This window comes from Clostridium sp. AF02-29 (genome assembly GCF_934835585.1).
Taxonomy (GTDB): domain Bacteria; phylum Bacillota; class Clostridia; order Lachnospirales; family Lachnospiraceae; genus Otoolea; species Otoolea fessa.
Genome location: NZ_CAKVZK010000006.1, coordinates 12,270 through 25,741, shown reverse-complemented (window position 1 = coordinate 25,741; position 13,472 = coordinate 12,270). Strand labels below are relative to the sequence as shown.

Genomic DNA, 13,472 nt, shown 5'->3' with positions numbered 1-13,472 from the left:
AAAATGGACAAGATAGCGGTATTAATTCCGTGTTATAATGAAGGTCAGACGATTGCCAAGGTGGTCAAGGACTACCGCGAGGCATTGCCGGAGGCAACGATCTATGTATATGACAATAATTCATCGGATCACACGGATGAGATTGCCAGGGAGGCAGGCGCGGTTGTGCGCTATGAATACCAGCAGGGCAAGGGAAATGTCATCCGCAGCATGTTCCGCGACATTGACGCGGAGTGCTATGTCATGACGGACGGCGATGACACCTACCCGGCGGAGGATGCGAGAAAGCTGGCAGACCAGATTTTACAGGGAAAAGCGGATATGGTCATCGGCGACCGCCTTTCTTCGACGTATTTTACCGAAAATAAGCGTCCGTTCCACAATACGGGAAATCGTCTGGTGCGTGGGCTTATCAACCTGATTTTCAAGAGCAATATCAAGGATATCATGACAGGCGCGCGCGCATTTAACTATGAATTTGTCAAGAGCTTTCCGATTCTTTCGACCGGATTTGAGATTGAGACGGAGATGAGCATCCATGCGCTGGACAAGAACTTTAAGCTGGTGGAGATCCCGGTTGGATACCGTGACCGCCCGGAGGGAAGTGTGTCAAAGTTAAATACGTTTTCGGATGGATTTAAGGTGCTACGCACGATCGCGAGACTCTTCCGGGATTACAAGCCATTTGCGTTCTTTGGATGGCTGGGACTCATTTGTTTTGCGATTGCAACGGCATTTTTCGCGCCGGTGCTCAGCGGCTATCTGGCAACCGGCATGGTGCCGAAGTTCCCGACTCTGATCGCGTGTTCCGGGCTCTATGTGATTTCGTTCCTGTTGTGGATCAGTGGTGTGATTCTGGAGGTTATTACGAAGAAACACCGTCAGTTATTTGAACTTTACTTGAACCAGCTGAGCATTTTAAAGAGGAGAAACGGATGAAACGCCGTGTATTTTTAGGGCTTCCGGTTATTTTGGGGATTTTGTTTTATATCTGGTATATATTTCATGCCTCGGACAATGTGGCGTATTCGGATTATATCCGGCTGGTCAATTCGTATCTGCCGGATGTGACAAATCCGGCGAAATTCTTTGTACCGGATATCCTGACGCGCGTTCCGATCACGTATCTGGGGCGCATCATCAATGTGAAACTATTTGGCTATAATACGTATTTTGACATGATTCTGGGTGTTTTGAGCCTGGGTGCTGGCGCGGCGGTGCTGGCGCTCTACGCAGAGCGGAACCGCTCGGTCGGCTATCTTTCCTTCCTGTTGATTCAGTTTGTATATTTCAGCCTGAATAAATGGGAAATGATGACGAACGGGACCGGCTGGGTCTGCACTCTGTCGATCTCCGGATTTTTATTCCATTTTGCAGTCCTCGACCATGCAGCGGCGACCCGGTGCCGGAATATGTCTGACCGGGTGCTTCTGGCAATTCTGCCGATCCTGCTGGTCGTGCTGGTGGCAGGACCGTACAGCGGCGGCTATGCGGTGATTCTGGTGCTGGCATACGGCGCACTGTGGCTGGCGGATCGGCGCGGGGATGCTGAAACAAGCAACCGCTCCTGGAGCCGAAAGTGCCGGAGAACCTGGTGCATCGGGGCATTGACAACGGTTCTTGCGATGGTATTATATCTTTGGAGCAATTCACAGGCAGTTTACGTGCACCGTGGAGCAGTGACGGATGTTTCAATCGCTCAGGAATTTGCCGCCCAGCCGCTCTTTTTCCTGCGGTTTCTGTTGAAAGCGGTGGCATCGTCGGTGATCGGCGTGGCGCAGATTCAGGAGCTGGAGGCAGGAAGCCCCTGGTTTGTCCGGCTGCATCTGGTGTATCTGCTGGGGCTGGCAGTGTTTGTTTCGTATCTGCTGGCACTGTATCTGAATGTGCGGTTTCAGCTTTATAAAAAGACAATTTTTCCGCTTCTGCTGGTTCTCAGCGGCGGCTGTAACCATCTGTTGGTGCTGGCGGCGCGGTGGATTTTCCTGAAGGACGAGTACGGGATGTCCTCGCGGTACGAGATACAGTATCAGATGGGAATTGTAGGAATTCTGCTTACGTTTGCACTCGTCTGGAGTATGTGCCGGGAAAAGGCGCAGGAAACAGAGGCAGATAAGGCGAAAACACGCGTGCCGGAGAAACGGGCAGCCCGCACACTTTTAAAGGTCTGTATGCTGGCATTTACCGTGCTGACGGTCTTTGGAAATGCATGGACAACCCGGGCAGAAATCCGGACAGCGCCGTACCGGAAAGCATATTTACAGGTATCAAGGGAGCTGGGACTGAATTACCGGACGGCGAGCGATGAGGATCTGGAAACCTACCTGCATAACGACCCGGATGCAGTGCGGGATGCGATGAGAATTTTGGAAGAAAACCATTTGAATATATTTCGATAAAAACGATGGACAAAAGGAGAAGTGCAATGAAAGTTGTAATATTAGCGGGTGGATTCGGCACACGAATCAGCGAGGAAAGCCATTTAAAACCAAAGCCAATGATCGAGATCGGAGAACAGCCGATTCTCTGGCATATCATGAAGCACTATTCCCAGTACGGGTTCAATGATTTTGTGATCTGTCTGGGCTACAAACAGTATGTAGTAAAAGAGTATTTTGCCGATTATTTCCTGCATACGTCGGATGTGACCTTCGATCTGGCGAAGAACGAGATGCAGGTGCATAACAATTATTCCGAGCCGTGGCGCGTGACGCTGGTCGATACCGGACTGCACACGATGACGGGCGGTCGTATCAAACGTATCCGCGATTACATTGGGGATGAGACGTTCATGCTGACCTACGGCGACGGCGTTTCCAACGTGGATCTGGACGCGCTGGTGGCATTCCACAAGCAGCACGGCAAGATCGCGACCCTGACCGGCGTCAACATCGGACAGCGTTTCGGTGTCATGGATGTTGACAGCGACGGACACATCCGCGAGTTCCGTGAGAAGAACGATGATGACGGCAAGATCGTCAACGGCGGCTTCATGGTACTCGAACCGGGCGTCTTTGACTATATCGAGGGCGATGATACCGTCTTTGAGAAAGCGCCGTTGGAGCAGCTTGCCAAGGACGGACAGCTGATGGTATACCGCCACGACGGTTTCTGGAAATGTATGGATACCCAGCGTGACAAGATGCAGCTGGAACAGATGTGGCAGGAAGGCAATGCGCCCTGGAAGCTGTGGAAATAATGTACTGTAAGGGAAAATTCAAGGAATATACACAAATCCTGTAAGAAAGTATGATATAATAAGAGCACTCAGCAAAGATAATGGAGTGATGAAATCACGAAATTAATTAAAAAGAGGAAAACCATGGAACTTCTTGATTTTTATAAAGGAAAACGGGTCCTTGTGACCGGTGACACAGGCTTTAAGGGAAGCTGGCTGGTCCGCATCCTCCATCTGGCGGGGGCGGAGGTGACCGGCTACGCGCTGAAAGCGCCGACCGAGCCGTCGATGTTTGAGATCCTGCATCTGGGGGAGACGATTCACCATGTGGATGGGGATGTGCGCGATTTTGCCCATTTAAAACAGGTGTTTGATGAGACGAAGCCGGAGATTGTACTCCACCTGGCAGCGCAGCCGATCGTGCGCGAGTCGTACCGGGATCCGGTCGGCACGTATGCGGCGAATGTCATGGGTACGGTTCATGTGCTGGAATGCGCCAGACAATGTGAATCCGTCCGCTCTCTCGTCAATGTGACGACGGACAAGGTTTATGAAAATAAGGAATGGGAGTACGGTTACCGCGAAAATGACCCGCTGGACGGCTATGATCCGTATTCCAATAGCAAATCCTGTTCGGAGCTGGTGACACACAGCTATAAGCAGTCGTTCTTCACGGACGGCCGCTGCGCCGTCTCAACCTGTCGTGCTGGCAATGTGATCGGCGGCGGTGATTTTGCGGCGGACCGGATCGTGCCGGACTGCGTGCGTGCAGCGGAAAAGAAAGAGCCGATCATCGTGCGGAATCCGCATTCGACGCGCCCGTTCCAGCATGTGTTAGAGCCGCTGTTTTTGTATCTGACGGTGGCAAAGTCGCAGTGGGAAAATGCGGAGCTGGCGGGCTGCTACAACGTCGGACCGGATGACTGTGACTGCGTCAATACAGGACGTCTGGCGGATCTGTTCTGTGAAACATGGGGCGGCGGGATGCATTGGATCAACCGCTATGACGGAGGTCCGCATGAGGCGAATTTTCTGAAACTGGATTGTTCCAAAGTGAAAAAGGTATTTGGCTGGAAGCCGCACTTCCATGTAGAAGAGGCGATGGCTGCGACGGTGGAATGGTCGAAGAAGTGGCTTGCCGGAGCAGATATGCGCGAGGTGACGGATGAGCAGATCCGGGCGTATGCGGCTCGGTTTGAAGAAACATAGATAGATGCAGGCGGCTGCACGAAAGGTGTGTCTGGCAGCAGGCAGAGCTGATACGGCTGCGGCAGAGAACGGTAGCAAAAGCAGGAGGAAAAACATGTCAGAAGAAAAAGTAACCCTGTCGGACGGAAAAGAGGCTGCGCGTCAGCAGATTCTCGATCTGGTGGCAGAGTATTGTGATAAATATCATAATCAGAAAAAAGAATTTACCGAGGGACAGCGGATTCCGTATGCGTCCCGTGTTTACGATAACCATGAGATGGTCAATCTGGTAGACAGTGCGCTGGAGTTCTGGCTGACCTCCGGACGTTACACCGATCAGTTTGAGGCGGGGCTTGCGAACTACCTGGGCGTCGAATACTGTTCCCTTGTAAACTCCGGTTCCTCCGCGAACCTGATCGCATTTATGGCGCTGACTTCCCCATTGCTGGGAGAGCGTCGGGTGTGCCGCGGCGATGAGATTATCACGGTTGCGGCAGGTTTCCCGACGACGGTAACCCCGGCGATCCAGTATGGCGCAGTTCCAGTGTTTGTGGATGTGACGATTCCACAATACAACATCGACGCCGATAAGCTGGAGGCGGCGCTTTCAGAGAAGACGAAAGCGGTTATGATCGCCCACACACTGGGAAATCCGTTTGATTTACAGAAGGTAAAAGAATTCTGTGACCGTCATAACCTGTGGCTGGTGGAGGACAACTGTGATGCCCTCGGAAGCCGCTATGAGCTGAACGGCGAGTGGCATTTTACCGGTACGATCGGAGATATCGGAACGTCCAGCTTTTATCCGCCGCACCACATGACGATGGGCGAGGGCGGCGCCGTGTACACGGACAATCCGCTTTTAAACAAGATTATCCGTTCCTTCCGCGACTGGGGACGCGACTGTGTCTGCCCGTCCGGCTGCGATAATCTCTGCGGTCACCGATTTGACCGCCAGTATGGTGAGCTGCCGCTTGGCTACGACCATAAATATGTATACTCCCATTTTGGATATAATTTAAAGGCGACCGACCTGCAGGCGTCGATCGGCTGCGCGCAGCTTGAAAAGTTTCCATCCTTCGTGGAGCGCAGAAAACACAATTTCGCCCGTCTGAAAGCGGGACTTGCCGGAACCGAGGACGCATATATCCTGCCGGTTGCCTGTGAGCATTCCGATCCGAGCTGGTTTGGTTTCCTTCTGACCTGCCAAGAGGGCGTGGATCGGAACAAGGTAGTCAAATATGTTGAGGAAAAGGGCGTGCAGACGCGTATGCTCTTTGCCGGAAACCTGATCAAGCATCCGTGCTTTGATGAGATGCGGAAAGAAAACTGCGGCTACCGCGTAGCCGGAACTCTGGAAAATACCGACCGTATCATGCGTGATACCTTCTGGGTCGGCGTTTATCCAGGCATGACAGATGAAATGATTGATTATATGGCAAAGACACTTCGTGAGGCATGCCGTCAGTAGGGACGGGGACCGCGGTAATTCACAGGTGGGGAGATACTCTGCCTGTAAGAAAATGCCTGTAAAAATGAGCAGCTGTGACAGAGAATGAACAGTTACAGGAGAAAATGAGGGGACAACCATCATGAATGAGGAAAAATCAGAGAGCCGCAGGGCGGTCAAACTGCCGCCGTATCCGGGGCTTGAGAAGGTTCACCGGGCGAATCTGCGCCTTTTGAAGGAGATAGACCGGATCTGCCGGAAATACAAGATTTCCTATATGCTGGATTCCGGGACACTTTTGGGCGCGGTGCGTCATGAGGGATTTATCCCGTGGGATGATGATGTCGATCTGGCATTTACACGTGCCAATTATGAGATGTTTTTGAAGGTGGCGCCGCGGGAGCTGCCGGAGGGAATGTCCCTGCTGCGCCCGGAGGAGATCCGGGGTGGCAAGGTGTTTTATGATTTTACAACGCGCGTCATCTATGACAACAGCCGCGTCCATGAGGACAATGAGCAGATGCAGTTTTATGAGGGAAAATTAAACCATCTCTGGGTGGATCTGTTCGTCCTTGACCGCCTGCCGGATAGTAAGGTGGGCGCGTGGAGCGCAAAATTTCTTCAGAAGGTCATTTATGGAATGGCGATCGCATACCGTGATCAGATTGATTTCAGCAAATACAGCCTGATGGATAAGCTGCGGGTTGGTGTGCTGGCAGGTGTGGGACACCTTGTCCCGATGCCGGTTTTATTTAAGCTGCAGAGACTTGCAGCGGCGAAGGATCGCAAAAAGAAGACGAAACACTGGTATTACAGCAATTACCAGCCGGATTATCTCTATGTAACGCTGGAGGGCGCATGGTGCGAGCACGCGGTGGATCTGCCGTTTGAGGACACAAAGCTGATGGTGCCGGTGGGCTATGAGCATGTGCTGGAGTGGATTTACGGCGACTATATGACGCTGCCGCCGGTGGAAAAACGGGTTCCGGCACATTCTTCGATAGCGATCGAAATTTTGGATGACCCGGATACTTAATTGAAAGATGAAATATGAGTAAGAAAGATAAGAAAAAACGGACAGACAGCATGGAAGATAAGAAGAAAAATGAAACCAGACAGTCAACCATGCAGAACAGGATGGAAAATATGAACGGACAGAAACCAAAGACGATCTCGATCGTGATTTCTGTTTACAACGAGGAAAAGGCGCTGCATGAGTTCTATCGGGAGGCAATTCCGGTTTTTGAGGCGCTGCCATGGAATTACGAACTGATTTTTGTCAACGACGGAAGTGCGGACGCCTCGGGTCAGATTCTGGCAGAACTGGCAGCAGCGGATCCGCGGGTACGTGTGATCAACTTTTCCCGTAACTTTGGCCATGAGGCGGCGATGCTTGCGGGGCTGGACCACAGCAGCGGGGAGGGCATCGTGTGTATGGATGCCGATCTGCAGCATCCGCCGGAATGTGTGGCGCAGATAATCGAAAAATTTGAAGAGGGCTATGAGGTTATCAACATGGTCCGGACGAAAAATAAATCGGCTGGATTCATCAAAAACCTGACGTCTTCTGCTTTTTATAAATTTTTGAACAAGATTTCAGATGTGAAGCTGGAAAATAACGCATCCGATTTCTTTGCGCTGACTGCCAATGCGGCGCAGGTGTTAAAGACCAATTACCGGGAAAAAGTGCGTTTCCTGCGCGGCTATGTGCAGAATATCGGATTTAACCGGACGACCATCGAGTATGAGGCGAGAGCTAGGGTGGCGGGCGAGAGCAAGTACAGCATCCGGAAATTATTTAAATTTTCGATCAATACGATTCTCTGCTTTTCGGATCTGCCGCTAAAGCTCGGCATTTACTCGGGAATTATCGTGGGCTTTCTGGGGCTGCTCGTGATGCTGGAAACGATTTATGAGTGGGCGGTCAAAGGAACGCCCAATGGTTACGCGACGATCGTAGTGCTTTTATGCTTTATGTTCGCGATGCTGTTCGTGATTGTGGGAATTATCGGGGAGTATATCGCGATCCTGTTTACAGAATTGAAGGATCGTCCAATTTATATCGTTCATGATACAAAAGGATTTCCGGAAAAGGAAAGCTGACAGGAAGGAATCGTATGAAGAGATTAAGACGTTTACTGATAAGTTTGATGATCACGGCACTGATGGCTGCCGGAATGCCGATGACGGCATTTGCAAAGCCGGACTGGCCCTCGGATACGGGGATCGAGTCGGAGGCAGGCATTGTCATGGATGCGGACTCCGGGGCGGTTTTATTCGGGCAGAACATCCATGTGCAGAAGGCGCCGGCAAGTATCACGAAAATATTGACGGCGCTCGTAGTCATAGAGAACAGCAGTCTGGATGATACGATCACATTTTCCCACGATGCTGTTTACAACGTGGAAGATGGCAGCGGAAACAAGAACTCCATCGAGGAGGGCGACACGCTTTCGGTGCGCGATTGTCTCTACCTGCTGCTGATGCGTTCTTCCAACCAGGCGGCGAATGCGCTGGCGGAGCATGTGGGCGGAAGCCGCGACGGTTTTGTGAAGATGATGAACGAGAAGACGGCGGAGCTTGGCTGTGAGAACAGCCATTTTGCGAATCCGTCCGGTCTGAATGACGACACACAGCTCACCTCGGTGTATGATATGGCGCTGATCGCATCGGCGGCGTATAAAAATGACACGCTTTTAACGATCAGTAAGGATAAGAGCTACCGCTTACCGGCGACGAAGAACAATCCGGACGGTGTGACCATCCAGCCGGAGCACAAGCTTCTTATCACGACTGACACAGAGAGTCCGAACTATTATCCATATGCGGTAGCCGGAAAGACCGGTTACACATCGATTGCCGGGCAGACGCTTGTTACCTATGCGATCAAGGATGACAGACGCCAGATCGCGGTCACGATGAAGAGTACGCAGGCAACCCATTATCAGGATACGATTGCATTGCTGGATTTCGGCTTTCTACGGTTTAAAAATGTAAATATTTCGGAAAATGAGACGGCATACACAAGCGGCGATCAGCCGGTGCAGATCGGAGACAATAGCTATCAGCCGTCCGATTTAACGATGGATACGTCGGCAGTCATCACGCTCCCGAAGGATGCTTCGTTTGCGGATGCGGAGAAGACGGTGGTAACAGATCTGCCGGAGGATGCGCCGCAGGGTGCGGTGGCGCTGCTTTCTTACAAATACAATGACCGCAAGATTGGACAGGTGTATCTGATCAGCGCATCGGCGGCAGAAGCGGAAGCAAACGGGGAGACGGCTTCGGATGACGGAAATACGGCATCGGATTCGGCAGCATCCAATACAGGTGCGTCCGGAAAATCGAAGCAGGCGAAATCTTCGTTCCACCTGACCCTGCCGAAACTTCCGAAAGTATCGGTGAGAACGGTGCTGATTGTGGTCGTCAGTGTGCTTCTGGCAGCGGCGTGTGCGGCGCTTGTATGGCTGTTCTACCGGCGTCAGCAGGAAGAAAAGAGACGTCAGGAGGACCGGAGAAAACGGAGAAGACAGCGTCTGCAGGAGATCGGCTGTTCGCAGGAAGAGTTTGAAAAACTGCTTGAAAAGCGGATGGGCGCGTCCTACTGGGCGTCTGGCACAGCGGAGGCAGATGAGAGCACAGAGCAGGCGGAGTCTGACATGGATGTGCGATCTGGTTCAGGACAGGTTCCGGCGGCAGATGCAGCCGCGTCCCGGCTGGCAGAGAGTGGAAAAGCAAGAACTGGTTCCACGGAAAAGAAGCCGCTGAAAGAAAAACTTGCACAGAAAGAGGCAGAGGATGCCAAAGCACAGCAGGGTGTGCAGGAGGATGACACAGAGCTTACGGTTGAGGATCTGGATTGACAACCTGAATGCGCTAAATGGCGGTAAAATGGTCCGGATGGATTGTTTACGGGAGATTTTGGAAAGTATGAAGATTTTTTGAATTTTTCTAAAATGACTACAAAAACAAAAGGCGATATTATATAATATCCATGCGGTTCGGACTGGTTCCGGCTGTGAATGAGTGAATGAAGGGATAGAAGAACACGATGAAAAAACTTCTGATAATGATGGTTGCGTGTATGGCGCTGCTCAGCGGATGCACGGAGAGTACGATTGTAAAACCGACTTCTGAGACGGTAGTCGGAGATCCGAATTTTGAGACACAGGAAAATGTTGAGATTGACTGGACACAGGTCAGCACGGACGCGGAAGACATGTTCAAGGATACAAGTACCTACGAGTACGGCCGCGATTTCCATTTCTATATGGAGCCGAACAAGAAACAGATCATGCTGATATGGGTAGTTGCGGATGATCTGCCGGATGATCAGATAGGAACTTATGCGGAAGATCTAATCAAGGGATTCAACGACATTGTCCACACCCAGGACTTCTCGATTGAGATGTCCGGTGAAGATTCCTACGGCGGACTGTGGAAACAGTATGCACTGTCCTACAGCATCGTTCCGGAGAGCGACCAGGATAACGAGGACGCATGGTTTATCAGCGGTTCCTATGAGGCTGGCGCGGATTTCAAACTTCCGGATACCAAAGAGCTGATTTCCAAGGTGAAAGAGAAAGAAGCAGCAGGCGAGTACGATACGACTGAGGCGGAGGAAGAGACAGAGAGCGCAGAATAAGAGGTTGTCTGCACAGACACGGGATATTTTCTGTGTATAATAGAGAAAAGTGATCACAAAAGCTGTCATATGAGAAACAGATGAGTGTTTCTCATATGACAGCTTTTATTTACCAGGAACCGAAGTACGTGTTTTTAATCAACGGGTAGTCCGCTGTGATAAGACTCATTCCCCAGTTCAGCCAAAAGCGGCGATAAATCCTGTTTATCTAACGGCATGTTGTCTGTGACGGCGCTGTTTAAAAGCGCATAGACACGGCTGCATTTGTCCAATGTTTCATGGAAGAGATCAACAAACGAGGCGGTTGAGACGCGGGTCGGATCCCACGGGTTGCTCCATGCTTCGTGGTTTAGGTTACAGCTGCTCCGGTAGTCGGTTACGGAGTCCGTTACCATTTTCGCGGAAGCAACTGGGTGGTTGACGAAGATGGATTCGACCTGTGCAATGCCGAATTTTTTCTTGCCGTTCTTGTCCGAGAGTGTCCGGCAGCCGAAGCGCAGCGCCCAGATGGAGCGGTGCACCATCGCCGGAGTAACCTGGAAGTTGTTGCGGTAGGTGATCGGATAATAGGTTTCGTTGATGCAGGAAGCCAGGAAATGGGAAATAAACTGGATTTCCTGTCCATTTAGACAGATCGTGGCGGTCTGGTTAAATTCGGACGGCTTCTTTTTTTTATATTTCCAGAGCAGGATCGCGTCGAGCTCATTTTCCAGATGTGCGTGCATTCCGTGATGCATGGAGGTCGGGGCATCCACCGGATAGCCGATGCGCCCGTACACGTAAGGATGACAGATCGAATCGGCAATGTAATGGTTTATAAATCCGGCCAGATAGGAGATGGCTTCCTCTTGCTGCTGGCGCGAGCGGATGGTTCCAATACGGCGCAGACAGCACTCAAAAAAGGCGTTTACCTTGTGTTCGTGCATATAGGAACCGACGTTGCGGTAATCGCGGTGGCGCAGGATCGGGATATTATAGAAAAACATATCCGGTCCCTGCAGACCGAGCTGGTAGAGCCAGCGGTATTTGGCGATCGTGTGTTTTAAGGGTGTGAACGGCATATCGTTGTATGCTTTCATGCCGAATATATAGTGCGTGGTAAAACCTGGCATATTGTTTTCATCCTTTCCAGAAGGACAGAGATTTGGAAATTTGTCCGCCTGTCCGATATGCTTATTGTAGCACTGCCGGTCTGGTTTGTCATGGGGTTTGCGGATGTTTGCAGAAAGTGTAAGAAAAGGTGGATGGAAAGAGAGTTCTCGGAAGGCAATATCACGGCTTGGAGAATGAAATATCATAGTAAATCATAAGATTGGTTTGATAGAGTGAAAATAGATATAGAAAGGTGCTCGGATGGAAGCGCTCAGAATCGTACAGAAAATGGTGTGGGGACCGTGGCTTCTGGGACTGTTTCTGGCGGTTGGAGTCCTCTGCATGGTGCGTCTGCGGGGATTTCCGATCCGTCATATCAGAGTCTGGTGGGGAGAGACGGTTGGGAGCGGCGGGAAAGGACAGCTTTTGACGACCTGCACCGCGCTGGCGGCGACGGTCGGAACGGGAAATATCACGGGCGTGGCAGCCGCGTTGGCGATCGGTGGTCCGGGTGCTGTGTTCTGGATGTGGGCGGCGGCATTTCTGGGGATGGCGCTGGCATATACGGAGGTTTATCTGGGAATTTTGTATGGGGGCGGACCTTATGTCTATCTGGAAAATGGGGTTGGAAGCTGTTTCGCTGGAAAATGCTATGCCCTGTTTTGCGTGCTGGCGTCGCTTGGAATGGGATGTATGGTACAGGCGGGGGCTCTGGCGGATAGCCTGCGCTATGCAGCGTCCCTGCCGCCGCTTGGAACCGGTATCATACTGGCAGTTTTGACTGCCGTGGTGCTCTTTGGCGGGGCAAAACGCATCGGATGGACGGCTTCGGTGCTGGTACCGGTATCGGCGGGGCTGTATCTGCTGGCAGGTGGAATCGCCGTGTTCAGCTTTTACGATCAGATACCGGAAGTATTGGGGAAAATTGTGGGCGGGGCATTTGGACTGGCAGATAATGCAGGACAGACGGATGGAAGCAGTATTTTGAATTTTTCAGGAATTTCGGGCGGGATGACCGGGTACGGAATGGCAGCGGCGATCCGGAGCGGGGTATCGCGCGGTGTGTTTTCCAATGAGGCGGGCCTGGGGAGTCTGGCGGTGCTGCATGGGATGAGTGAGGGAAAGGGGAGGCTAAGACAGAGGCAGGAAGCGCAGAAACAGGGAATGTGGGCGATTTTCGAGGTGTTTTTCGATACGATCATAGGGTGCAGCCTGACCGCTTTTTTACTGCTCTGTGTATTTCCGCACAATCTGACCGGGAAGATCGATTCCCTGGGCGGCAGCGGCGCGGTGGCGGCGGCTCTGGCAGCCCGTTTTGGAAATGCAGGCGGCATAGTGACGGCGGCGTGCATGGTGCTGTTTGCCTTTGCCACGATCCTTGCCTGGTTTTACATCGGCGATCAGGCACTTGGATGGCTGATGCGGGATGTCCCACAGAAGCGTGCCGACAAAATATGTATTTTGTATCACGGAGGCTATCTTGCCTCGGTCTTTCTCGGCTGCGTCAGCCGGATGGAAGCCGTCTGGGCGGTATCTGATATTTTCAATGGGCTGATGGCGGTGCCAAACCTTGCAGCGCTGGTGCTGCTTGGCAGGAAGGTACGAAGACCGGAACGGTGAGAGAGTTGAAAAATTCAGATACAACAAAAGACCTCTCCAGCAGTGAGAGGTCTTTTGGTATTGAAAAAGGGAGGAGAGCTGATATAAACTCAGCTCGGTATTATGAAAAAAATTTGTAAGCATTGCTTGTTGCTATGGTTATAGTATAGGGAAAAATCGTGAAGAAACCATGTTAATTGTGTAAAAGGTTTTTTAATGAAGTGTGAACGAAATATGAACGCGGAACATAGATTCCATGATTACGATAAATATATCTTATGTTCAGAGGATCGAAAATGGCAGCCTGGGCAGGAAACGCA

11 protein-coding genes are annotated in these 13,472 nt (G+C 51.5%); 10 read left to right on the top strand and 1 reads right to left on the bottom strand.

What is annotated here, in order from left to right:
* Positions 1 to 3 precede the first annotated feature (3 nt).
* From PUQ60_RS02810 to PUQ60_RS02770, 9 genes are all read left to right on the top strand, one after another.
* Positions 4 to 939: a glycosyltransferase family 2 protein gene (locus tag PUQ60_RS02810; RefSeq protein WP_022360066.1), complete on the top strand. Its 936-nt coding sequence runs from the start codon at positions 4 to 6 to the stop codon at positions 937 to 939.
* Positions 936 to 2,399 carry a hypothetical protein gene (locus PUQ60_RS02805; protein ID WP_273380146.1) on the top strand — a complete coding sequence of 488 codons (1,464 nt, stop codon included), beginning with the start codon at positions 936 to 938 and terminating at the stop codon, positions 2,397 to 2,399. Before PUQ60_RS02810 ends, PUQ60_RS02805 begins: the two co-directional genes overlap by 4 nt.
* Positions 2,400 to 2,425: 26 nt before the next feature.
* Positions 2,426 to 3,199, top strand: coding sequence for a glucose-1-phosphate cytidylyltransferase (gene rfbF / locus PUQ60_RS02800; RefSeq protein ID WP_022360069.1), 774 nt, complete (start codon positions 2,426 to 2,428; stop codon positions 3,197 to 3,199).
* A gap of 123 nt (positions 3,200 to 3,322) precedes the next feature.
* Positions 3,323 to 4,387 carry a CDP-glucose 4,6-dehydratase gene (gene rfbG, locus PUQ60_RS02795; protein ID WP_273380143.1) on the top strand — a complete coding sequence of 355 codons (1,065 nt, stop codon included), beginning with the start codon at positions 3,323 to 3,325 and terminating at the stop codon, positions 4,385 to 4,387.
* A gap of 94 nt (positions 4,388 to 4,481) precedes the next feature.
* Positions 4,482 to 5,837 carry a lipopolysaccharide biosynthesis protein RfbH gene (gene rfbH, locus PUQ60_RS02790; protein ID WP_273380141.1) on the top strand — a complete coding sequence of 452 codons (1,356 nt, stop codon included), beginning with the start codon at positions 4,482 to 4,484 and terminating at the stop codon, positions 5,835 to 5,837.
* Positions 5,838 to 5,958: 121 nt separating this feature from the next.
* Positions 5,959 to 6,852 (top strand): LicD family protein, encoded by an 894-nt coding sequence (locus PUQ60_RS02785; protein ID WP_273380139.1) that lies wholly within the window; start codon positions 5,959 to 5,961, stop codon positions 6,850 to 6,852.
* Positions 6,853 to 6,962: 110 nt separating this feature from the next.
* The gene (locus PUQ60_RS02780; RefSeq protein WP_273380162.1) at positions 6,963 to 7,919 is read left to right on the top strand and encodes a glycosyltransferase family 2 protein; all 957 of its coding nucleotides are present in this window, start codon (positions 6,963 to 6,965) and stop codon (positions 7,917 to 7,919) included.
* A 14-nt stretch (positions 7,920 to 7,933) separates the two neighbouring features.
* Positions 7,934 to 9,679, top strand: a complete 1,746-nt coding sequence (locus PUQ60_RS02775; RefSeq protein WP_273380137.1) for a D-alanyl-D-alanine carboxypeptidase family protein — start codon at positions 7,934 to 7,936, stop codon at positions 9,677 to 9,679.
* A 188-nt stretch (positions 9,680 to 9,867) separates the two neighbouring features.
* Positions 9,868 to 10,461 (top strand): hypothetical protein, encoded by a 594-nt coding sequence (locus PUQ60_RS02770; RefSeq protein ID WP_273380135.1) that lies wholly within the window; start codon positions 9,868 to 9,870, stop codon positions 10,459 to 10,461.
* 134 nt (positions 10,462 to 10,595) lie between these two features.
* On the opposite strand, the gene PUQ60_RS02765 is transcribed toward PUQ60_RS02770, so the two are convergent.
* Positions 10,596 to 11,573, bottom strand: coding sequence for a zinc dependent phospholipase C family protein (locus PUQ60_RS02765; RefSeq protein WP_273380134.1), 978 nt, complete (start codon positions 11,571 to 11,573; stop codon positions 10,596 to 10,598).
* 241 nt (positions 11,574 to 11,814) lie between these two features.
* On the opposite strand from PUQ60_RS02765, the gene PUQ60_RS02760 reads away from it, so the two are divergent.
* Entirely contained in the window at positions 11,815 to 13,173 is a 1,359-nt protein-coding gene (locus PUQ60_RS02760; protein WP_273380132.1) for an amino acid carrier protein, read from the top strand.
* Positions 13,174 to 13,472: the final 299 nt, after the last annotated feature.